Raw genomic sequence first — 21,163 nt, 5'->3', positions numbered from 1 at the left:
AGACATCTCGCTAGTGTGGTAAATAGTAATGCAACGTCAGCACGCGAGATGTCTCGACTACGCTCGACATGACGTTCTTTTTCCTTTTCTTTTCCAACTACGACCCCATGCGAGATGCTTCGCTGCACTCTGCATGACTAGTAAGCTTGTTACTGCTTCCCTTAATTTCTTAATCCTCGAATAGGATAGTATAAGCTGTGGCTGGTTGTATAACGGAAAGTTGTGGGCTGACAGGCAGTAACGTACCTTTCCTTCGTCACTTTTATACCCATTAGCTTTTACTCCTGATGAAGAAATCGACCCCCTTATTGGTAGGTGCTTATGCCGTGGCACTGGGTGCGGCCCAGGCGCAAACCGCGGTGCCGCCCGTTGCCGCCATCAAGCCCAAACAGCTCACCATGCTGGGCAACACGCGCACCGACAATTACTACTGGCTGAATGAGCGCAGCAACCCGGAAGTCATCAGCTACCTCGAGGCCGAAAACGCCTACTTCGACCAGGTAATGGCACCCGTAAAAGGGCTGGAGGAAAAGCTGTACGCCGAAATCAAGGGCCGCATTCAGGAGAAGGATGAGTCGGTGCCGTACCGCGACAATGGCTATTACTATTACACCCGCTTTGAGGAAGGCGCCGAATATCCCATTTACTGCCGCAAGAAAGGCTCGGTAAAAGCCCCTGAGGAAGTGTTGCTGAACGCCAACGTGCTGGGCAAAGGCAAGCCTTACTATCAGATTGGCGGCTGGGAAGTGAGCGACAATAACCAGCTGCTGGCTTTCAGCGAAGACACCGTAAGCCGGCGCTTATACACGCTACGGTTTAAAGATCTGAAAACGGGTAAGCTTTATCCGGAAGCCATTCCAAACACGGGTGGCGAGGCTGTGTGGGCCGCCGACAACAAAACCGTATTCTATACCCGCAAGGACGTTACCACGCTGCTACCCTACCAGGTGTACCGGCACACGCTGGGCTCCGACCCCAAGCAGGACGCGCTGGTGTACGAGGAGAAAGACAACACCTACTCCATGGACCTGAGCCGCTCCAAGTCCCGGAAATACATTGGGGTGCAGCTGCACAGCACGCTGTCCTCGGAGTTCCGCTACCTGGAAGCCGCCAACCCCACCGGGGAGCTGAAAGTATTCTGGCCCCGCGAGAAAGACCATTTGTACGAGGTGGAGCACATGGGCGACAAGTTCTACGTGCGCACCAACTGGCAGTCGCCTAACTACCGGTTGGTGGAAACGCCCATTACCAACACGGCCAAATCGGCGTGGAAAGAGCTGGTGCCGCACCGCAAAGACGTGTTTCTGGAGAACATGGAGCTGTTCCGCAACTACCTGGTGCTGGGCGAGCGGAAGGAAGGCCTGCTGCAGCTCAGCGTGCGCGACTGGAAAAGCGGCAAGCAGCATTACCTCAACTTTGGCGAGCCAGCCTACACTGCGGCCATCAGCGTAAACCGGGAGTTTGATACGCCGGTGCTGCGCTATACCTACACCTCCCTGACCACGCCCGCTTCCACTTACGATTATGACATGGTTACCCACAAGAAAACCCTGCTGAAAGAGCAGAAGGTGCTGGGTGGGTTCAAAAAGGAAGATTACGTAACGGAACGTATCTACGCCACGGCCGCCGATGGTACGCGCATTCCGATATCGGTGGTGTATAAGAAAGGCTTTAAGAAGGACGGGAAAGCGCCCATGCTGCAGTACGCGTATGGATCCTATGGTATTTCCACCAACCCAGCCTTCAGCCCCGCGCGGCTGAGTTTGCTGAATCGGGGCTTTGCTTTTGCCATTTGCCATATCCGGGGCGGGCAGGAAATGGGCCGCGAGTGGTACGAGGCGGGTAAGCTGCTCAGGAAGAAGAACACCTTCACCGATTTCACCGATTGTTCCAAGTATCTCATTCAGCAGAAGTATACCTCACCGGCCACGCTGTTTGCCCAGGGCGGCAGCGCCGGTGGCCTGTTGATGGGTGCTGTAGTGAACATGCACCCGGAACTGTACAAAGGTGTGCTGGCCGGCGTGCCGTTCGTGGATGTGGTGACTACCATGCTGGACGCCAGCCTGCCCCTGACCACCAGCGAATACGACGAGTGGGGCAACCCCAACCAGAAGGAGTACTACGACTATATGCTGTCCTACTCGCCCTATGACAACATAAAGGCCCAGGCCTATCCCAACATGCTGGTCACCACCGGCCTCCACGACTCACAGGTGCAATACTTTGAGCCGGCCAAGTGGGTAGCCAAGCTGCGCGCCATGAAAACCGATAAGAACCTGCTGCTCCTGCACACGGATATGGCCGCCGGCCACGGCGGTGCTTCCGGCCGGTTTAAGTCTATCCATGACGTAGCCCGGCAGTATGCCTTCATGTTCCTGCTGCTAGGTATTAAAGCGTAAGTCAGCTTTTACCCAAAACAGAACGGCCCCGCTAAGCAGCGGGGCCGTTCTGTTTTAAAGGGCCTTTACGCCGGTTACTCCAGCACGTAGTCTACCCGCTGCCAGGAAATCTGCTGCGGACCTTTGGCTTCGTAGCGGAGCAGCATCTGGCCGGCGCTGTGGCCATCATCGAAAGTAGCCAGGGCATAATGGTCGCTCAGCACGCTCACTTCCCGGATCTTCATGGTGCCGCCCACTTTGCCTTCGGCAGGCAGCAGGCGCTGCTGCTGGCGCTCCAGGCTGGTGCGCAGCATGGTGGCCGGGTTGCCCAGGCCGCGGCGTACCAGGCGGCTCAATTGGGCCGTGGTGAGCAGGTCGCGGGGTTCGGCACTGGTTACTTCTGCAGGGGCTTCCGCTGGCTTAGCTGCTGGCTCGGAGTCGCCCTTGGATTTCATCTGCAGCTGAAAGTTTACCTGCTGACAGTCGGCAAAGCGTTTGTCGGAGAGCTGCAGGGCCTGTTCCAGCCGGGTGGTCTGGTAATACAAAAACACGATGAGCCCCAGGGAAATAACCAAGGCAAAAACCGGCAATATTCTTTTCATAATACGCTGAAAGTTAAAAAGAAAAGCCCGTCAGTATGACGGGCTTCTTGAGGAGCAACGCGCCATAAAACGCGGGTTGTGTTAGATAGATGTGTTGGGGTCAAACTGCTCCAGGTAATCAGCTACGCGACGCACAAACATGCCACCCAGCGAGCCATCTACCACACGGTGGTCATAGCTGTGTGAGAGGAACATAAAGTGACGCACGCCAATCAAGTCGCCTTGGGGCGTTTCAATTACCGCTGGCTTTTTCTTGATGGCGCCCACGGCCATAATGGCTACCTGCGGCTGCATAATGATGGGCGTGCCCATCACGTTACCGAAGGAACCCACGTTGCTGAGCGTGTAGGTGCCGCCATCCAGATCCTCGGGCTTCAGCTTGTTGGCCCGGGCCCGGGTGGCCAGGTCGTTCACCTTTTTGCTCAGGCCGTTCAGGTTCAGCTGGTCGGCGTTGTGAATCACGGGCACAATGAGGTTGCCGGAGGGCAGGGCCACCGCTACGCCAATGTTGATGTCGCGCTTCTTGATGATGTAGTCGCCATCAATGGAAACGTTGATCATGGGGAAGTCCTGGATGGCGCGGGCCACCGCCTGAATGAAGATAGGCGTGAAAGTGAGGTTCTCGCCCTCGCGCTTCTTGTAGGCGTCTTTGTGCTTGTTGCGCCAGTTCACTAGCTCCGTCACATCAGCCTCCACAAATGAGGTAACGTGGGGGGAAATCCGCTTGGAGTCTACCATACGCTGCGCAATCATCTTGCGCATGCGGTCCATTTCAATCAACTCCTGGCCACCGCTCACGGACGGTGCGGGCTTGGAAGCGGTAACGGCTGGCGCGGCTGCCTTAGGCGCTTCAGCGGCGGGCTGGTGAGCTGCCTGGGGCTGAGCTACCGGCTGCTGGGCCGGAGTAGCTGCCGCGGCTGCTGGCTGGGCAACGGGCTTCTGGCCCGAAGCCACATAGTCCAGAATATCCTTCTTCGTTACGCGGTTTTCCTTGCCGGTACCGGGAATGTATTCCAGGTCAGCCATCGAAATGCCTTCTTCGCGGGCAATGCTGAGCACCAGCGGGGAGTAGAAGCGACCCGGCTGGGCTACGCTCAGGCGCTGGTCGGCCTGCGGATCAAAAGGCTCGGGGAGGTAGGGAACTTCAGCGGCCGCTACGGAAGCACCGTTGATGGCCGGAGCCGCTACGGCGGCAGCGGGGGCCGAAGCGCCGGCGCTGGCGGCATCCGTTTCCAGAATGGCTATGGGAGCCCCAACGGCTACTACCTGGCCTTCCTGCACCAGAATTTCCTGCAAAACACCGGCATAAATGGCGGGTACTTCGGTATCTACTTTGTCCGTAGCTACTTCCAGCACCGATTCGTCCTGCTCAATGGTGTCGCCTACCTGTTTGAGCCATTTCAGGACGGTGCCTTCCATAATGCTTTCGCCCATCTTGGGCATCACCATTTCCACTCGTGCCATGCGTATTTTGGGAATTTGGGTTGTTGGGTGTTGAGGGTCGGGAAACTAGTTGATTGCCTGGGCAGGTAAAAGGGTGGGTGCCCAAAAATCGTGGCAAAGGTAGGCTTTTTGCCGGCTCAGGAAGAAGGACCGCATGCGAAGATTCGCCCCCGGCTGAAAACCAGTGGAGAAAGGCCCCAAAGCTGCCTTGCTAAACGGTGGTTGCCTCCGGCCCTACATGGGCAGATTCGTGCGAAGCATATCCAGCAGGACCGTGGTGGTGTATTCAATGTTCAGCTGGCGGCCGCGGTTAAAGCTCAGTAGCCGGCTCACGGTGCGGTGGGCATCGGCGTAGGCAATCCAGATGGTGCCCACCGGTTTTTCGGGGGTGCCGCCATCGGGCCCGGCTATGCCGCTGGTGGCAATGGCTACATCTACCTTCAGGTGCTGGCGCAGGCCTTCGGCCATTTCGCGTACCACCGTTTCGCTGACTGCGCCATGTGTAGTCAGGCTTTCAGGATTGATATTCAAGTCATTGATCTTGATAGTATTATCGTAGGCAATAATGCTTCCTTTAAAATAGGTGGAGCTGCCGGGTACGCTGGTCAGCTTATGCGCCACGAAGCCGCCGGTGCAGCTTTCGGCGGTGCCTATGGTCAAGCCTCTTTCGCGCAGCAGCTCGCCCACGGCTGCTTCTAGGGTTACTTCGCCTTCGGCAAAAATGTGCTGGCCCAGCTTCTCACGCAGAGCGGGTAAGAGGGCGCGCATCCGCTCCCGCAGGTTGGGCTGGCCATCGTCGGTGCCGGTGAGGCGCAGGCGCACGCCGCCTACGTAGGGAAGGTAAGCCAACCGGATATTAGCCGGTAGGGCATCTTCCCAATCCGCAATACGCTCGGCCAAAAAGGACTCGCCCAGACCCACCGTCTGAATCACGACGTGCTCGATGGCGGGGGTATGGAAATGCTCCTTGAGCTTGGGTAGCACAATGTCCGTCATCATGCGCTTCATTTCAAAGGGCACGCCGGGCATAGAAACGAACACCACGCCGCGGTCCTCGAACCACATGCCCGGCGCCGTGCCCATCACATTCCGAATGGGCGTGCAGCTGGCGGGGAGGAAGGCCTGCTGGCGGTTTACTTCCAGCATGGGGCGGTTGTAGCGGGCAAAAATAGCTTCCACATCCCGCAGAGAAGGCTCATGTAGCACCAGCTCGGTCCCGAAGTAATCCGTCAGAATATGCTTGGTGAGGTCATCTTTGGTAGGGCCTAGGCCGCCCGTAATCAGCACCAGCGAAGCCCGCTGCCGGGCGGCATCCAGGGCCTGTACAATCTCCTCTGCCCGATCTGAGACGCTGGAAATCTGCCGCACCCGTATTCCCAGCTTCCCTAATTCCTGCCCCAGAAAGGCCGAGTTGGTGTCGATGACCTGACCATATAACAGTTCGTCGCCAATCGTAATGATTTCGGCATTAGGTACTTGGTGCGTCATAGGGTAGAGGAGTGTTTTTTTCTGAATTTTGGTCCGGTTTGTGCCAAAAGGCTTTTGCGTCCTTCCGGGCACCTAACCATACTTTGCCGGTTCGAGTTATGAAAAAGATTCACTATTCACTGCTGCTGGCCCTTTTTTTAGGGATAAATGTAGCGGCATCCGCTCAAATAAGGCTGTCCGATCTGGGCCGTATACTGGGTTCGGCGTCGAAAGTTAAAACCAAGACTAAAACCACCACCACCCAGACCAGCGGCGGCAGCGTTACGCAGACGGAGGCCGCCAAAGGCCTGCAGGAAGCCCTGGTGCAGGGCATCAGCAAAGGAGCCGATCAGGCCTCGCAGACGGATGGCTTCTACCTGAATCGCCTGATCCGCATTCCTTTCCCTCCCGATGCCCAGCGCGTGGCCAACACCATGCGGCGTATTGGCCTGGGAGCGGAGGTTGATAAATTTGAGCTGTCCCTGAACCGGGGCGCGGAAGACGCAGCCAAAAGCGCGAAGCCTATCTTTATTTCAGCAATCAAAAGCCTCACATTTAAAGATGTGTGGGGCATTCTGACGGGCCAGAAAGACGCGGCTACCCAGTACCTGAAGCGCACTACCTCCGAACAGCTGACCACGGCTTTTCAGCCCATCATTCAGCAATCCTTAGACAAAGTAAGCGCCACCCGGTACTACACCGACCTGACCACGCGCTACAACCAGATTCCCTTTGTGAAGCCCGTGAATACGGACCTGAACCAATACGCCACGGGCAAAGCCATTGATGGCCTGTTCACGCTTATTGCGCAGGAAGAAGCCAACATCCGGGAAAACCCCGTGGCCCGCACCACGGAGCTGCTGAAGCGCGTATTTGGCCGCAAATAGGTGGATGGTTGGACAAGCCATAGAAATACAAAAAGCCCCGCTGGTGTAAACCGGCGGGGCTTTTTTATGAATTTCAATCAGCCAACTACTGCCAACCAGTCTGTTTTAATAGTCATCATCATCGTAGCGGCCTTTGCTTTTACTACGGCTGCTAAAGGTGTCGTCATCGTCGAGGTCGTCGCTGAGGTCATCGTCGTCATCGTCGCCGAAGCGGGAGAAGCCGCTGCTGCCATCGGGGTCTTCGGCGGCTTCAGCGGTGGTGTATTCATCCTCCGTCATGTTGGCCAGGTCCAGCGCCTCATCATGAGAGGAGCCGGTGTCCCGCCACATCAGGTAGTCGGCGTACTTGGCTGAGAGGCGGTCTTCGGAGGTGCCGCGGGTTTTGCTGCCGCCGGTTTTGGCGAAAGTATCCAGCTCGTCGTCATCGTCGAGGAAGTCGCCGTCGAGGTCGTCGTATTGTCTCATGGCCGGGTAAGGGCGGTAAAGGGTGAAATATAGCTAGCGAAAAAAGGCGCGTGCCGCTGCGAAGATACGGACTAAGCAGATTTCAGTTAGCTGGAAAACCGAAAAACAGGGCTACAACTTTTGGGCATGGCGGTTGGTTCCCGCCGCCATGCAAAGTGCCAAAACTATTTGTAAGCCGCCAAGAAACTAGCGCGCCGCTTGGGCGCCGAAGTCCGTAATCAGCAGCTGCTCGGTGCAGAAGGCATATTCTTCCGGCACATTGGAGCTCACCAGCACCAGCCGGCCGGCCAGGGTGGCGGCCACGTGCTCCTGATACCAGGCTACGCCGGTGCGGTCCAGGTTGGTGGTGGGCTCGTCCAGCAGCAGGAGCGGGGCGTGGCTGTACAGGGCCAGGGCCAGCTTGAGGCGCTGCTTCATGCCGGAGGAAAAGTCGCGCACCAGCTTGTGGCGGGATTTTTCCAGGTACATCAGCTCAATTAATTGGTCGGTGCTGATGCCGGGGCGCAGGGGCTTAAAGCGGGTGTGAAAGTGCAGCAGCTCGGTTAGGGTCAGCTCCTCAATCAACTCCAGGTAAGGCGCGCAATACGCCAGAAAGGGCGGTATTTCCTCCACTGGTACGTTGCGGCCCAGGTAGGAATAGGTGAGCGTGCCTTCGGAGGAAAGCAGTTGCCCGGAAAGCGTGTTGAGCAGGGTGCTCTTGCCGGCGCCGTTGGGGCCCAGAATAGCCGTGGCCGTGCCAGGCGCAAAACGGTGCGTCAGGCCCCGGAAAATCCACTCCCGGTGGAAGCGCTTACCCAGCCCAATGGCCTCAATCTGCACTGGAGCTGCCGCGCGTATAGCCTTTGATAACTCCGCGGCCCGAGTTGCGAATGAAGTTCACTACCTCATCCCGCTCCGGCGAGGGGGCCAGCTCCAGTTCAATCTTCTCCAGCGCATCGTTGTTGTTCAGCCCGCTCAGGAAGAGCAAACGGTAGAACTGCTGAATCTCGCTGATCTGCAGATCCGAGAAGCCCCGGCGCCGCAGCCCAATGGAGTTGATGCCGCTGTACGTGAGCGGCTCACGGCCTACTTTCACGAAGGGCGGTACGTCTTTCCGCACCAAAGAGCCCCCCGATACCATAGCATGCTGCCCCACGCGCACAAACTGGTGCACCGCCGATGAGCCGCCAATTATGGCGTATTCACCAATCTCTACGTGCCCGGCCACCTGCACCGTGTTGGCCAGAATGCAGTGGTCGCCAATAATACAGTCGTGGGCAATGTGCACGTAGGCCATAAGCAGGCAGTTGGCGCCTACAATAGTCTTCAGCCGGTCGGTAGTGCCGCGGTTCACCGTCACGCACTCCCGAATCACGGTATTGTCGCCGATGTGGGCGGTGGTTCTTTCGCCGGCAAACTTCAAATCCTGGGGAATGGCGGAGATAACCGCGCCCGGGAAAATCTTGCAGTTCTTGCCAATGCGGGCCCCGGCCATAATAGTAACGTTGGGCCCAATCCAGGTGCCTTCCCCGATTTCAACGTCCTTATCGATAGTAGTGAAGGGCTCCACTACCACGTTCTGGGCAATTTTCGCTTCGGGGTGAATATAGGCGAGCGGCTGGTTCATTCGAGAGGGAATTCTGAATTATGAATGTTGCGCTATGACGGCAGAAACGAACGAGGAAATGACCGGGTCAGATTGCCCGGCGTGTCGATTCGTTTTGATAGCATAGGTCAACAGGCAGAATTAAAAAGTTAAGCGTCTTTGCGGACGATGGCCGCACTCATTTCGGCTTCCATGACCACCTTGCCATTCACAAAGGCTTGGCCTTTCATTTTGGCAATACCACGCTTAATGGGAGCTAACAGCTCACACTTGAAAAGGATGGTATCGCCGGGCAATACTTTCTTGCGGAAGCGGCAGTTTTCGATGCCCAGGAAATAGGTCCAGTAGTTCTCGGGGTCGGTTACAGTGTTTAGCACCAGAATGCCGCCGGTCTGGGCCATGGCCTCAATCTGCAGCACGCCGGGCATCACGGGGTTGCCGGGGAAGTGGCCCTGGAAGAAGGGCTCGTTCATCGTCACGTTTTTCACGCTTGTTACTGTAGAGGCATCGAGGTGAATAATCTTGTCGATGAGCAGGAAAGGGTAGCGGTGGGGCAGGGTGGCGGCAATCTTGTTGATATCCATCACGGGCGGGCGCGAGGGGTCGTAGCTCGGCACCGGTGAGGAATCAGCCTCCTGCATTTTCTTCTTGATCTTCTTGGCGAAGGCTACGTTGGCCGCGTGCCCAGGGCGGGCCGCCAGAATCTGGCCTTTCAGCGGGCGGCCTACCAGCGCCAGGTCGCCAATCAGGTCGAGGAGCTTGTGGCGGGCGGGCTCGTTTTTGTGGCGCAGGTCCACGTTGTTCAGAATGCCTTCCTTCTTCACGGCCACTTTGGGCTTGCCCAGCATGGTAGCCAGGTCGCTCAGCTCATCTTCGCTTACTACCCGGTCTACCACCACAATGGCATTGCTCAGGTCGCCGCCTTTGATGAGGTTCTGCTTGTAGAGAGCTTCCAACTCGTGCAGGAAGCAGAAGGTGCGGGAGGAGGCAATTTCCGAGGCGAACTGGGAAATATCCGTCAGGGAAGCGTGCTGCGAGCCCAGCACCGGCGAGTTGTAGTCTACCATTACCGTGACGCGGTACGTGTTCAGGGGCAGACCGGCAATTTCCACGGCGCGGGCGTTGTCCACGAACCGGATTTCATCGGGAATCTCGAAGTAGTTGCGCAGCGCGTTCTGCTCTTCCAGGCCCACTTCCTGCAGGGGCTTGATGAACTCGTAGCTGGAACCATCCATGATGGGCGGCTCGGGGCCGTCCAGTTGAATCAGCACGTTATCAATCTGCAAACCCACCAGCGCAGCCAGCGTGTGCTCCACGGTATTCACGCGGGCACCATTCTGCTCAATGGTAGTGCCCCGGGAGAGGTCTACCACGTTATCTACGTCGGCATCCACAATGGGCTGGCCGGGCAAATCGATACGCTGAAACTTATACCCGTGGTTGATAGGGGCCGGGCAGAAGGTCATGGTGGCCACTACGCCGGTGTGCAGGCCAATGCCGCTTACCGTTACAGGGGCTTTGATGGTGTGTTGCTTATCGTTCATGGAGGGTAGCTAAAGCGCTAAGCTTCAAGCTGCAGACAGTAGATAACGAAGAAAATCAGAGATACAGAAAAGCCGCCAGTTGCAGCATACAGCCTACAGCTGGCGGCTTTTGTGAGCACAAAGCTAGGACTTTTCCGGTGCTGTTTGCTGCCGTTCCAGCACATCCAGCCGCCGCTCCAGATCGGGCAGGCGGCGGAAAATGGCGTTTGCCCGCAGACTATCGCGCAGATTGAAGGCTGGTGAGCCCTGCAGAAACACGCCTTCTTCCTTAATAGACTTGCCCACGCCCGACTGCGCCGTCACCGTAGTGCGGTTGGCCAGGGTAAGGTGCCCGGCCAGCCCGGCCTGGCCGGCCAGCACGCAGAAATCACCAATTTTAGTGGAACCGGAAATACCCGTTTGCGAGGCTACCACTGTGTGGCGGCCAATTTCCACGTTGTGGGCTATCTGCACCAGGTTATCTACTTTGCTGCCCTCCCGGATGATGGTAGAGCCCATGGTGGCGCAGTCAATGGTAGCGTTGGCGCCAATGCTGACGTTGTCTTCCAGCACTACATTACCAATCTGCGGAATGGTGCGGTAGGAGCCATCGGGCTGGGGGGCGAAACCAAATCCATCGGAGCCAATAACGGCGCCGGCATGCACGGTGCAGCGGGCACCAATAACGGTTTCAGAGTAAATCTTGGCCCCGGCATACAGAATGGTGCCCGCCCCAATTTTCACCCGGTCGCCGATGTAGACGTGGGGGAAGATGACCACGTCGGGCCCAATCTCGCAGTCATGCCCGATGTAAGAGAAGGCGCCGCGGTAATGGTTCTCGCCGATGGTGGAGTTGGGACCCATGAAGGCGGGCTCCTCCACGCCCCGGCGGCCAGTGCGCGAAGCCTGCTGGTAGAACTCCAGCAGAGTGGTAAAGCTGGTATACGGGTCGTCTACGCGGATAAGCGTGGCGGCCACGGGGTGCCGCAGCTCCAGCGTACGACTCACAATGACGGCCGAAGCTCCGGTGGTGTAGAGCTGGGGTTCGTATTTGGGGTTTGACAGAAAGGTAAGGGAGCCTTCCCGGCCTTCTTCAATTTTTGCCAGCCGATCAATGCGGAGTGCGGCGTCACCTTCGACGTCGCCCCGCAGCACCTCTGCTACTTGGCCTACCGTGAATTCCATAGGAAAGCAAAAGTAGGCAAATATTCAGTTGCCCGTTAGGTGTGGTGGGTAGCTAACCGTTGAGTTCTATGGTAAATACAAATGGGCTACGGCCAGCTTACAAAATCTCCTTGGGGTAGCAGATATAATGCTTTTCCACCCGCTGGCCCAGCGCTTTAATATTAGGCAGGTCGGAGGCTTCGGCTACGTTTATCACGCTGCCGCGCTTGGTGAGCACGTCAATCGTGTCCTGGCCATCGGCATCGTAGGCGTTGTTGCTGATGCGGCCGGTGAGCATAAGCTGGGCGGCAGAGGCCGGGGGCAGCTGGAAATGCTCGGCAATCAGCTCCACAATGCCCAGCTGGAAATCTTCGTCAAACGGCTCGGTTTGCAGCTGAATCTTGAACAGGTGCCGGTCCAGCATGCTTTGGGCCAGGTAGTTCAGCACCTTATCGGGGTGGTCGGCCCAGAGCTTAATGGCGCTCCACACGTCGGTATCGTCCAGGCGGGTAAAGCGGCGCAGAATGGTGTCATCGGCCTCAAACTCCTTTTGGCTGACGTTGCGGGAGAGAAAGAAATGCAAATTGGGCGTGGCCGGCACCTCTACGCCGGAGCGCACCAAGTCCCGGGCGTGCTGCATGATGCGGATAATCATCTGCTCGGCCGAGGTAACCGTTTTGTGCAGGTACACCTGCCAGTACATCAGGCGGCGACTCACCAGGAAGTTCTCGATGCTGTACACGGCTTTTTCTTCCAGCACCAGCCGCTCGTCCACCACCGTCAGCATTTTGATAAGGCGGTCGGCGCCGGGGCGGCCTTCCTGCACGCCGGTGTAGAAAGAGTCACGGTTTAGATAATCGAGGCGGTCCATGTCCAGCTGGCTGCTCACCAGCTGATGGAAGAACGGGCGGGAATAGGTGCCCCGGAAGATTTCAATGGCCAGATCCAGCGCCCCGTTAAACTCCACGTTCAGCTTGCGCATCAGGTGCAGGCTAAGCTCCTCGTGGTGCACTTCATGGAAAATGCTGCGCTCCAGGGCGTGGGAGAGGGGCCCGTGGCCGATATCATGCAGCAGAATGGCGGCCATGGCGGCCTCACCTTCTTTCGCCGAAATTTTGATGCCCTTGTCCTTGAGCGTGCGCAGGGCCAGCGTCATGAGGTGCATAGCACCCAGCGCGTGGTGGAAGCGCGTATGCAGGGCGCCCGGGTATACAAAGGCGGTAAGGCCGAGCTGCTGAATGCGCCGCAGCCGCTGAAAGTAGGAATGCTCAATCAGGTCGAACAACAACTCGGTGGGGATGGTGACAAAGCCGTACACCGGGTCGTTGAAGATTTTCTTTTTATTCATTGGGTGATGATTGGGCGAAAGTAGCGCGAAGCTCCGGCTTCGCGTACGAGCAAAGCAAGTATTCAGGCGTCTGCAAACGTCAGCACTCGCTCCGCTCGTACGCGAAGCCGGAGCTTCGCGCTACAGGCTTGCGGCGTCCGACTCAACTATTTTCGGCTTCTTTACGGCGAAGATGGCACTGCTCCGGCAGTTGATCCGAATTTTTCAAAACCTAAAGTCGAGGATTGGGAGTAAAGCTACTTACGAAACTTCAGTTGCAACCTAGCCGCAGGCATTTGTCTCTTTCCGGAGCCAAGCACCCGCACCAGGCTGCCTTTTATAGAAGCTCGTGTAACCGCTTCGCCAGCTGCCCGTTGGCGGTATAGCATCTAACCCTAGAACCCCATCCATGCAACGTTACAGCATCCTCTGGGCCGACGACGAAATCGACCTGCTGAAACCCCACATTCTCTTTCTACAGGACAAAGGCTACGACGTAACCGGCGTGAACAGTGGCGCCGATGCCATTGAGCAGATTCAGGAACAGAACTACGACATCGTATTTCTGGACGAGAATATGCCCGGCCTCACCGGCTTGGAAACCCTCTCCGAAATCAAGACCATTAAGCCTACCGTGCCCGTGGTTATGATTACCAAGAGCGAGGAAGAGCATATCATGGAAGAGGCCATCGGCTCCAAAATTGCCGATTACCTTATCAAGCCCGTGAATCCTAACCAGATTCTGCTGGCCGTAAAGAAGGTGCTGGACAACAAGCGCCTGGTGTCTGAAAAGACCAACACCGGCTACCAGCGCGACTTCCGCCAGCTGGGCATGCAGCTCTCCGACCGCCTCTCGGCGCAGGAGTGGGCTGATGTGTACAAGAAGCTGGTGTACTGGGAGCTGGAAATCAATGAGACTGAAGGCAAAAGTATGGCCGAGGTCTTCAACATGCAGAAGGACGAGGCCAACTCCTACTTCGGCCGCTTCATCACGGAGAACTACGAAGACTGGGTGAACGGCGACAAGGATGCCCCGCTCATGTCGCATCAGCTCTTTAAGGAGCGCGTGTTCCCGCTGCTGAAGGAAACCGGCGACACGCCCGTGTACTTCCTGCTGATTGACAACCTGCGCTACGACCAGTGGAAGGTGCTGGAGCCCATTATTGCCGAAATGTTCACGGTAGACTCCGAGGAAACCTACTACAGCATTCTGCCCACCACCACGGCCTACGCCCGTAACGCCATTTTCTCAGGCATGATGCCCGGCGAAATCCAGAAGAAATATCCCAACCTATGGGTGTGGGACGATGACGACGAAGGTAAAAACATGAACGAGGCCGAGTTCATGGAAATCATGTTCCAGACGGCCAACCAGAAGCACAAGTTCAGCTACCACAAGGTAACCAACCTGCAGGCCGGCAAGGATTTGCTGGGCAAGATGTCCAACCTGCACAACAACTATAAGCTGAACGCCATTGTCTACAATTTCGTGGACATGCTCTCCCACGCCCGCACCGACATGGCCATGATTCGGGAGCTGGCCGCCGATGAATCGGCGTACCGCAGCATCACCCGCTCCTGGTTCCTGCACTCGCCGCTGTATGAGATGCTGCAGGTTATTGCCGAGAAAAAGGGCAAGCTCATCATCACCACCGACCACGGCACCATCCGCGTAAAACGCCCCTACAAAATTGTGGGCGACCGGAACACCAACACCAACCTGCGCTACAAGCACGGCAAAAACCTAGGCTTCGATGAAAGCCGTGACGTATTTGTGGTGCGCAAGCCGGAGCGTGTATTTCTGCCCCGCGAAAACGTAAGCACCGCCTACGTCTTCACCGTCGGCGACTATTTCTTCGCCTACCCCAACAACTACAACTACTACGTGAACTACTACAAGGACACGTTTCAGCACGGCGGCATCTCCCTGGAGGAATGCATTATCCCGTATGTAACGCTGAGCCCGAAGGGGTAGAAGAGCTCAAAAACGTAATGACCGACAGTACGCAAGTGCTGTCGGTCTTTTTTATTAAACAATGAAAATTACGTGGCCTTTTGCCCTTTTAGCGCTAAGTCTGGTTTTACTAGTTGGATGCGACCAGTGCAGCGACATAGAGCCAATGGATGACTCCCTTCGGTTTGTAGTGCTGGACCAGCAAGGCCATAATCTAATCGGCACCGGGGCTGGGCAGTACCACCCGGATTCGGTCAGGCTGCTGGTAGCCGGAACTGCCAATTATTCCACGGTAGAGCAATCTGAAATTTACGAGGGGGGCTATGGGGTAAGTTTGTCCCCGAACAGGCAAGCGTTTAATTCCCATGATGATGTACGGGCTTATTTACAGCTGACTTCCAGGGATACCGATACCCTGGATATTACATACCGCATAAAGGAAGGAAAGTGCTTTGATCTTGTAGAGTATAACAGGTTGTTCTACAACGGAAACCGCATGGCAGGTAGAAACGATTTTGGAGTTCCGATCATGCGTAAGAAAAGATAACTTTCAGGTTCAAAAAGAAAGCGCGACCAGGTTTCTGGTCGCGCTTTCTTTTTGGCTAAGAGTGTAGCTTACTGCCCGCCAGCCCGGCGCTTTTCATCCTCCGCGCCGTCACTGCGCTTCCGCGAAGGAGCCAGCTTCTCATTGCCGAAGCGGTAGTTAAAGGAAAGCGTCACCATGCGCGAGTCGAGGCGCTGGTAGAACCGCTCCACGTAGTTGTCGTAGGACGAGGTTGCGCGCGTTTTGCTAGTGAACAGAATATCAGAAGCATTCAGCTTGATGGTGCCTTTCCGGTCCAGCACGCTTTTCTGCACTCCGGCCGCCAGCTGGCCGTTAGGCCGCACATCCAGGAAACCGTACTGCTCCCGCGACTGGTAGCTGGCATTCAAATCGGCGCTCCAGCCTTTGCCAAGTACCACGCTGCTGTTGGTGCTGAGCGTGAAGGCCGGGCGACCCTTATCCAGCGCGGTACCGGCCAGGTTGCCCACAAATCGGCTGTAGTAGAACACCGCGTTAGTGTACAGCTGCCAGCCTTTTATGGGCTCAAAGGGCGCCGTGAGCGTGAGGGCATAATAATACTGCTTGCCCAGGTTCACCTGCGTGGAAACTACGGTGCTGTCGGTTTCGGGCTGCACCACTCCAATCATGGGGTCTTTGGTGATGCTGTAGCTCAGCCCGGTGCTGAATTTTTGCAGCAGCGTATGAGTCAGCTCCACATTGTAGCTGGTTTGCGGGCGCAGATTAGGGTTGCCGGAGCCCGAGGTGGTGGGGTCGATGATGTAGCGGAAGGGATTCAGCTGGCTGTAGTTAGGCCGGTCTATGCGCCGGCTCATGGACAGTGAAACCTCGTTCTTCTCGTTGATAGTCTGCTTTAGCGCCGCGCTGGGGAACAGCTGGAAATAGTTGCGGTCGAAATGAGCGTTGTTCACCACCTGCTGCCCGGTAGCGTTGGTCTGCTCGCCGCGCAGGCCCGCCTGAATATTCAGCTTCGCGAAGCTGTAATTCACGTTCACATAGGCGGCCAAAATTTCCTCGTCGTACTTAAACCGGTTCGTCAGGTTGGGGTCCACGGTGGTTTCTCCGGCCACCGTGTTGGTGTACAACACATCATTATCAGAGGTAACCTGGCTGGCCTTGGCCCCGGCTTCCAGTCGCGTTTGCTTGGAGAGCGGATGCACATAATCCACCTTCGCCGATTGAATGGTGAGCTCCCCGGTTTGGTTGCCCTGCAGCAGGTAATCCTGGCCGCGTTCTGAGGCATCAAACTGTGTGGAAAGGTCCTGCAGACGGCGGGCGTCATAGCGGGCGTAGTCCACATCGGCCGTCAGCTCGCGGCTGCCGCTGGAGTCGTTGGCGAAGGTGTGTTTGAAGTTAACGTTGGCCGCTTTGTTAGGCGAGTGAAAGTTTCGGTGGCTTTCCGCGTTGTAGGCCGTAATCAGCTGGCCATTGGCATCGTACAAAGAGGTGCGGTTGAGGCCGCGCTGCTTGGGGCTGCGGCTGTCCAGCCCGCTCACCACCACGCCCAGCACCGTGTTTTCCGTCAGGTTGTAGTCCAGGCCGCCTTTCCAGCTGTGAGTTTGCGTGCCCAGGCGCATGCGGTTGGTCTGGTCGCTGCTGCCGGTGAGGGTGCGCTGCCCGTCGCTGTTGGCGTAAAAGTCGCGGTGAATGTCCAGCTTGGCCATGCCCTGGCGGTCGGCATAGTTATAAGACCCAAACAGGTTTACCTTTTTCTGCCGGTAGTTCATGGAGAGGCCGCCATTCCACTTGGTATATTGGCTTCGGCTGATGCTCAGGTTGGCGGTGCCATTCGTGCCCTGGCGTTGGTCTTTTTTCAGGTTGATGGCAATGATACCGGCCCCGCCTTGGGCATCGTACTTGGTGGGTGGGTTGGTAATCAGTTCAATGCTTTTCAGCTGCTCGGCAGGCAGCGACTTCAGGTATTCAGCCAGCTCTGAGCCTGTCATGGGCTGGCGCTTGCCGTCAATAAGGACTAAAAGACCCTGTTTGCCGCGCAGGGCCAGATTATCGTTGCCATCTACCGTTACGCCGGGCGAGCGACGCAGCACGTCCAGCGTGGTATTGCCGGCCGCCAGCGTGCTGCCTTCCACGTTCACCACGGTGCGGTCGGCCTGGCGCTCATACAAGGGTTTCTGACCCACTACTACTACTTCCTTCAGGGTGGTAGCCCCACTCACCTGCAGCGTAATAGTAGGTAGGGCAACCGGGCTGCCCGCCACGTCAAAAGGCTTGGTCCAGGCCCGCTGAAAGCCCAACTGGGCCACCGAAACCAGGTAGCGCCCGGCCGCTGGCTCCTCCAGGCGGAAGGCCCCTTTATCGTCGCTGAACTCCGATTTCACCACCACAGAATCGGCGGCTCGGTGCAGCGTTACGGTGGCAAATTCTACGGCGGCGCCTTTGGCATCCAGCAGGGCACCACTTACCCCGGCGGGCGTTTGGGCAGCAGCGCTTTGCCAGGACCACCCCAGCAGGAGGCCGGCCAGCGCCAGGCCCCGACCGGAAAAGAGAGGAAATTTTGTTTTCATGTTAGTGAGAGGAGAGAGTGGAACAGTTGGCGGAGATGCGGTCAAGCACATGTCGAAGCAGCGTCAGGTCGTCTTCAGAAATGCCCTTTAAGGCTATTTGGCGGTTGTTTAACACAATGGGCTCCACGGCGGCCAGCGTTTTTTCACCGGCGGCTGTCACGCGCAGGCGGCTGCGGCGCCCGTCGCCGGGCAGGGCTTCGGACGTGAGCAGCCCGTGGTTAAGAAGCAGGCGGATAATGCGTGCCACCGAGGCCTGGTCCTTGAAAACCTGCTCGGCAATTTCCATCTGGGTCACATCATCTTTCTCCCGAATGACCTGCAGCACCAGCCACTGATCGACGGTAATGGCAATGCCAGCACGGTCAATGTTGGCCTGCGCCAGCTTGCGGTACTGCCGGATGGCCTTATCAATAGAGTAAAAAATGACGTTTCTGAGCATGGTAGAAAAATGGAGTTGCCCACAAGACCTATGATATGTTATAGAAGTTGCCTAAGGCGCCAAATATTTTTTGTTACAGGAGGAAAAATGACCCAAGCGCAGCAATAAGTCGTTTTGATCAGCACTAAAAACAAAAACCCCGCGGCCTTTCCAGTGGAGGGAAAAGCCGCGGGGCTGAGAAAGAGAGTAGGTTTTACCTAGCTTTTGCTGGATTTCAGGAAAGATTTAGCCTGCTTGTAAGCATCAGAATCGGGGTCGGCTTTGGCCAGCACCACTTGGTAGTAGCGGCGGGCAGCCATGACATCTTTGTCCAGCAGGGCCATGGAAGCCAGATTGGCATTCGCCGAGACGTAGAAGCCGCCTTTGGTATCATCGGCCATTTCGGCAAAGACAATGCACCGCTGAAAGTACTCCTTAGCCTTGTCGGCGTCGCGGTACTTACCCTGCATAATGGCCCCCATGATGTAGGCGGCATACTTGCCGCTGATACCCTCGTAGCCGGGCATGCCGCGGTTTATCTTATCCAGAATATCCTGGCTTACCCGCTCACATTCGGCCATTTTCTGGGTCCGGAAGCACACTAGGTTATAGAACCGCTGGAAGTAGGCATTATCCGGAAATTCGGTAGAAAGCTGGCGGGCTAGTTTCCAGGCGGCCGGCAGGTCTTCCTCATCGTTATAGAGCACCTTCAGCAGGAAAAACTGCGCCTCGCCGCTGGTATAAAACCCGTTGGTTGCCACGTGCCGCAGCTGCTCCAGCCCCAGCTTGCGGTTGCCTTTCGGGAAAAATAGCAGCACTGGCCGCAGCAGTGGGTACTTCTCGTGAATCCAGACGGCGTAGTAGTTCATCAGGGCCTGCCCAAACAGGAACTCCGGGCTCAGGCTGTTGGCCTCCTGGCTAATTTTTAGGTAGTTAAGGGCGCGCCGGCTGCTGAGTACGGCCCGGCGCCAGTTGCGGCGCTCGGCATTCAGACGGGCATCAAACCCATAAGCCGCCGAGAGAAAAAAGGCCGCTTCATAGTTGGTGTCGTCGGCATCAAACTGCCGCTCCCCATACACAATGGCGGTGTCCATGTAAGCCAAGAACACTTTGTCGAAGCGGGTGTCGCGGGCGTTGCTGGGTACCATTTTCCACCAGGTGCTCAGGCCCAGGAGAAAGTAGGGCATGGGGTGCTGGGGGTAGCGGCGGCGCAGGGAGCGAAACTGCTTTTCGGCCCGGTCAAACTTGAAATTGTAGAGGTTATGCACGGCCCCGTCCAGCTCCATCTGAATGTCCTTGTTGAGCAACAGCCAGCCGCGCCCGTTCACCGCTTCCGGCACTATCTCCACATCGGCCATTTCTACGTGGCGCATGGGAGGAATGCGGATGGAATCTGCCTTTTGCTGGGTATAACCCAGCAGCGGCAGCAAAAGCAGATAAAAGAGTAGTAGCGGTTTTCTCATAGAAGGACCTGCACCTGCAGATACCGGGAAATATGGGATGGGGAAGATAGGGATATAAAACCGGCTGGCCGGGGCCATAGCAGACCCAGCCAGCCGGCGTAATTTTTTCTAGCGTAGTGCGTCCAGAGCGGCGCGCAGGCGCGGCAAGGCGGCTTCCATCGATTCCAAGGAAGCACCACCCACGGACATCCGGAACCAGGGAGCCGTATCCGAGGTACCAAAGGCACTGAACGGTACCAGGGCCAGTCCGGCTTCGGCAATCAGGTAGGAAGTGAGTTCTTTGGTAGAAGCCAGCACGCGGCCATCGGGCGTGGTTTTGCCCAATACATCCAGCTTGGCCGTGAGGTAGATGGCGCCCATGGGCACAATGGCATCCACGGGGTAACCGTCGGCTTTCAGGTTCTGCAGGCCCTGATATAAGGCTTCCAGGCTCCGCTGGATTTTCTCCTTAAAGACGGCCACAAACTGGGAAACCGCCGGTCCGTTTTGGAGATAGTGGGCCGTGGCCACCTGCTCGGCTTTAGGCGCCCAGGCTCCTACGTGGCCCAGAATGGCTTTCATTTTATCAATCACCATGGTGGGGCCGAAGGCATAGCCCACGCGCACGCCGGTGGCGGCAAAGCACTTGGAAATACCGTCGATGTACACCACGTAGTCGCGCAGCTCGGGGCGCAGGTTTACCGGGTCGTAGTGCTTGGTCTGGCCGAAGGTGAGCATCCAGTAGATCTGGTCGTACAGGATGTAGAGCGGCTTTTCGCCGGGGGCGCGGCGCTTGTTTTCGGCTATGACCAGGTCGCAGATGGCTTCCAGGTTTTCGCGGGAGAAAACGGTGCCCGTGGGGTTCAGCGGGGAGCAGAGGGCCAGCAGGGTAGCGCCAGCCAGGTGCGGGGCCACTTCTTCCGCCGTGGGCATGAAGTTGTTTTCGGGGCTGGTTTCCAGCATCACCGGCTGCGCACCGGACAGGTGGCAGTAGTGGTTGTTGTTCCAGGAAGGAATCGGGAACACCACCTTGTCGCCGGGGTCGATGAGGGCCAGATAGGTGGCGTAAATGAGCGGGCGGGAGCCGCCGGCTACCAGCACATCATTGGGAGAGTAGCTGAGGCCCAGGTGCTCCTGCGTGAAAGCCGTGGCGGCCTGGCGCAGCTCGGCTATACCGTTGGCAGGGGGGTAGTTGGTATGCCCGGCCTGGTACGCCTGGGTAATTTCAGCTTCAAGTTCCTGCGGGATGGGGTAAATGCTGGGGTCGAAGTCGCCAATGGTGAGGTTGCAGATTTGCGCCCCCTTTTTGATCATTTCATTGACTTCATTACCAATTTTGATGATTTCGGAGCCAATGAGGCTGCCTGCCATCCGGGAAACTTGCATAGTACGAGAGGGTTGCTACGAATTCGGGCACAAAT

Annotated in this window: 17 protein-coding genes; 4 read left to right on the top strand and 13 right to left on the bottom strand. The window is 57.0% G+C overall.

Going from position 1 to position 21,163, the window contains the following annotated elements:
* Positions 1–287 precede the first annotated feature (287 nt).
* The gene (locus AM218_RS07180) at positions 288–2,399 is read left to right on the top strand and encodes a S9 family peptidase (protein ID WP_054413185.1); all 2,112 of its coding nucleotides are present in this window, start codon (positions 288–290) and stop codon (positions 2,397–2,399) included.
* Between the two features lie 74 nt (positions 2,400–2,473).
* On the opposite strand, the gene AM218_RS07175 is transcribed toward AM218_RS07180, so the two are convergent.
* The 3 genes from AM218_RS07175 to AM218_RS07165 form a co-directional block, all read right to left on the bottom strand.
* A complete protein-coding gene (locus AM218_RS07175; protein WP_157547567.1) occupies positions 2,474–2,980 on the bottom strand; it encodes a hypothetical protein in 507 nt (168 codons plus the stop codon).
* Between the two features lie 81 nt (positions 2,981–3,061).
* Positions 3,062–4,444 (bottom strand): dihydrolipoamide acetyltransferase family protein, encoded by a 1,383-nt coding sequence (locus AM218_RS07170; RefSeq protein ID WP_054413178.1) that lies wholly within the window; start codon positions 4,442–4,444, stop codon positions 3,062–3,064.
* Positions 4,445–4,657: 213 nt separating this feature from the next.
* Positions 4,658–5,911 carry a competence/damage-inducible protein A gene (locus AM218_RS07165; RefSeq protein ID WP_054413176.1) on the bottom strand — a complete coding sequence of 418 codons (1,254 nt, stop codon included), beginning with the start codon at positions 5,909–5,911 and terminating at the stop codon, positions 4,658–4,660.
* Between the two features lie 98 nt (positions 5,912–6,009).
* Between AM218_RS07165 and AM218_RS07160 the strand changes: the two genes are divergently transcribed.
* Positions 6,010–6,777, top strand: a complete 768-nt coding sequence (locus tag AM218_RS07160) for a DUF4197 domain-containing protein (protein WP_054413174.1) — start codon at positions 6,010–6,012, stop codon at positions 6,775–6,777.
* A 105-nt stretch (positions 6,778–6,882) separates the two neighbouring features.
* Here the strand turns inward: AM218_RS07160 and AM218_RS07155 are convergent, their stop codons facing one another.
* The 6 genes from AM218_RS07155 to AM218_RS07130 form a co-directional block, all read right to left on the bottom strand.
* Positions 6,883–7,242 (bottom strand): hypothetical protein, encoded by a 360-nt coding sequence (locus AM218_RS07155; RefSeq protein ID WP_054413172.1) that lies wholly within the window; start codon positions 7,240–7,242, stop codon positions 6,883–6,885.
* Between the two features lie 186 nt (positions 7,243–7,428).
* Positions 7,429–8,061 carry an ABC transporter ATP-binding protein gene (locus tag AM218_RS07150; RefSeq protein ID WP_054413169.1) on the bottom strand — a complete coding sequence of 211 codons (633 nt, stop codon included), beginning with the start codon at positions 8,059–8,061 and terminating at the stop codon, positions 7,429–7,431.
* A complete protein-coding gene (gene lpxA / locus AM218_RS07145; RefSeq protein ID WP_054413167.1) occupies positions 8,051–8,848 on the bottom strand; it encodes an acyl-ACP--UDP-N-acetylglucosamine O-acyltransferase in 798 nt (265 codons plus the stop codon). The genes AM218_RS07150 and lpxA overlap by 11 nt, the downstream gene beginning before the upstream one ends.
* A 128-nt stretch (positions 8,849–8,976) precedes the next feature.
* Entirely contained in the window at positions 8,977–10,371 is a 1,395-nt protein-coding gene (locus tag AM218_RS07140; protein WP_054413165.1) for a bifunctional UDP-3-O-[3-hydroxymyristoyl] N-acetylglucosamine deacetylase/3-hydroxyacyl-ACP dehydratase, read from the bottom strand.
* Positions 10,372–10,494: 123 nt separating this feature from the next.
* Positions 10,495–11,535: a UDP-3-O-(3-hydroxymyristoyl)glucosamine N-acyltransferase gene (gene lpxD / locus AM218_RS07135; RefSeq protein WP_054413163.1), complete on the bottom strand. Its 1,041-nt coding sequence runs from the start codon at positions 11,533–11,535 to the stop codon at positions 10,495–10,497.
* Between the two features lie 97 nt (positions 11,536–11,632).
* Complete coding sequence (locus AM218_RS07130) at positions 11,633–12,862, bottom strand: HD domain-containing protein (RefSeq protein WP_054413162.1); 1,230 nt, start codon at positions 12,860–12,862, stop codon at positions 11,633–11,635.
* A 388-nt stretch (positions 12,863–13,250) separates the two neighbouring features.
* Here AM218_RS07130 and porX point away from each other — a divergent pair, with 388 nt between their 5' ends.
* Positions 13,251–14,816, top strand: a complete 1,566-nt coding sequence (gene porX / locus AM218_RS07125) for a T9SS response regulator signal transducer PorX (protein WP_054413159.1) — start codon at positions 13,251–13,253, stop codon at positions 14,814–14,816.
* A 61-nt stretch (positions 14,817–14,877) separates the two neighbouring features.
* Positions 14,878–15,342: a hypothetical protein gene (locus AM218_RS07120; protein ID WP_157547566.1), complete on the top strand. Its 465-nt coding sequence runs from the start codon at positions 14,878–14,880 to the stop codon at positions 15,340–15,342.
* A gap of 68 nt (positions 15,343–15,410) precedes the next feature.
* Here AM218_RS07120 and AM218_RS07115 read toward each other — a convergent pair whose 3' ends face one another.
* The 4 genes from AM218_RS07115 to AM218_RS07100 all read right to left on the bottom strand — a co-directional run bounded on the left by AM218_RS07115 (position 15,411) and on the right by AM218_RS07100 (position 21,128).
* Positions 15,411–17,882, bottom strand: coding sequence for an outer membrane beta-barrel protein (locus tag AM218_RS07115; protein WP_082318111.1), 2,472 nt, complete (start codon positions 17,880–17,882; stop codon positions 15,411–15,413).
* A gap of 1 nt (position 17,883) precedes the next feature.
* Positions 17,884–18,321: a MarR family winged helix-turn-helix transcriptional regulator gene (locus tag AM218_RS07110; RefSeq protein ID WP_054413155.1), complete on the bottom strand. Its 438-nt coding sequence runs from the start codon at positions 18,319–18,321 to the stop codon at positions 17,884–17,886.
* Positions 18,322–18,518: 197 nt separating this feature from the next.
* Entirely contained in the window at positions 18,519–19,763 is a 1,245-nt protein-coding gene (locus AM218_RS07105; protein WP_054413153.1) for a hypothetical protein, read from the bottom strand.
* Positions 19,764–19,871: 108 nt separating this feature from the next.
* A complete protein-coding gene (locus tag AM218_RS07100; RefSeq protein WP_054413151.1) occupies positions 19,872–21,128 on the bottom strand; it encodes a pyridoxal phosphate-dependent aminotransferase in 1,257 nt (418 codons plus the stop codon).
* Between the last annotated feature and the right edge of the window lie 35 nt (positions 21,129–21,163).

The sequence above is a fragment of the Hymenobacter sp. DG25A genome (assembly GCF_001280305.1).
GTDB lineage: Bacteria > Bacteroidota > Bacteroidia > Cytophagales > Hymenobacteraceae > Hymenobacter.
The sequence above is the reverse complement of the archived record's forward strand: the minus strand, read 5'-3'. Positions and strand labels throughout refer to the sequence as shown.

Bases quoted from the DNA above. Each gene is read 5' to 3' on its own strand.
- AM218_RS07110 (WP_054413155.1), bottom strand. From the start codon at position 18,321: ATGCTCAGAAACGTCATTTTTTACTCTATTGATAAGGCCATCCGGCAG.
- AM218_RS07160 (WP_054413174.1), top strand. From the start codon at position 6,010: ATGAAAAAGATTCACTATTCACTGCTGCTGGCCCTTTTTTTAGGGATA.
- AM218_RS07100 (WP_054413151.1), bottom strand. From the start codon at position 21,128: ATGCAAGTTTCCCGGATGGCAGGCAGCCTCATTGGCTCCGAAATCATC.
- AM218_RS07130 (WP_054413162.1), bottom strand. From the start codon at position 12,862: ATGAATAAAAAGAAAATCTTCAACGACCCGGTGTACGGCTTTGTCACC.
- AM218_RS07105 (WP_054413153.1), bottom strand. From the start codon at position 19,763: ATGAGAAAACCGCTACTACTCTTTTATCTGCTTTTGCTGCCGCTGCTG.
- AM218_RS07175 (WP_157547567.1), bottom strand. From the start codon at position 2,980: ATGAAAAGAATATTGCCGGTTTTTGCCTTGGTTATTTCCCTGGGGCTC.
- AM218_RS07180 (WP_054413185.1), top strand. From the start codon at position 288: ATGAAGAAATCGACCCCCTTATTGGTAGGTGCTTATGCCGTGGCACTG.
- AM218_RS07115 (WP_082318111.1), bottom strand. From the start codon at position 17,882: ATGAAAACAAAATTTCCTCTCTTTTCCGGTCGGGGCCTGGCGCTGGCC.
- AM218_RS07170 (WP_054413178.1), bottom strand. From the start codon at position 4,444: ATGGCACGAGTGGAAATGGTGATGCCCAAGATGGGCGAAAGCATTATG.
- lpxD (WP_054413163.1), bottom strand. From the start codon at position 11,535: ATGGAATTCACGGTAGGCCAAGTAGCAGAGGTGCTGCGGGGCGACGTC.
- AM218_RS07165 (WP_054413176.1), bottom strand. From the start codon at position 5,911: ATGACGCACCAAGTACCTAATGCCGAAATCATTACGATTGGCGACGAA.
- porX (WP_054413159.1), top strand. From the start codon at position 13,251: ATGCAACGTTACAGCATCCTCTGGGCCGACGACGAAATCGACCTGCTG.
- lpxA (WP_054413167.1), bottom strand. From the start codon at position 8,848: ATGAACCAGCCGCTCGCCTATATTCACCCCGAAGCGAAAATTGCCCAG.
- AM218_RS07120 (WP_157547566.1), top strand. From the start codon at position 14,878: ATGAAAATTACGTGGCCTTTTGCCCTTTTAGCGCTAAGTCTGGTTTTA.
- AM218_RS07140 (WP_054413165.1), bottom strand. From the start codon at position 10,371: ATGAACGATAAGCAACACACCATCAAAGCCCCTGTAACGGTAAGCGGC.
- AM218_RS07155 (WP_054413172.1), bottom strand. From the start codon at position 7,242: ATGAGACAATACGACGACCTCGACGGCGACTTCCTCGACGATGACGAC.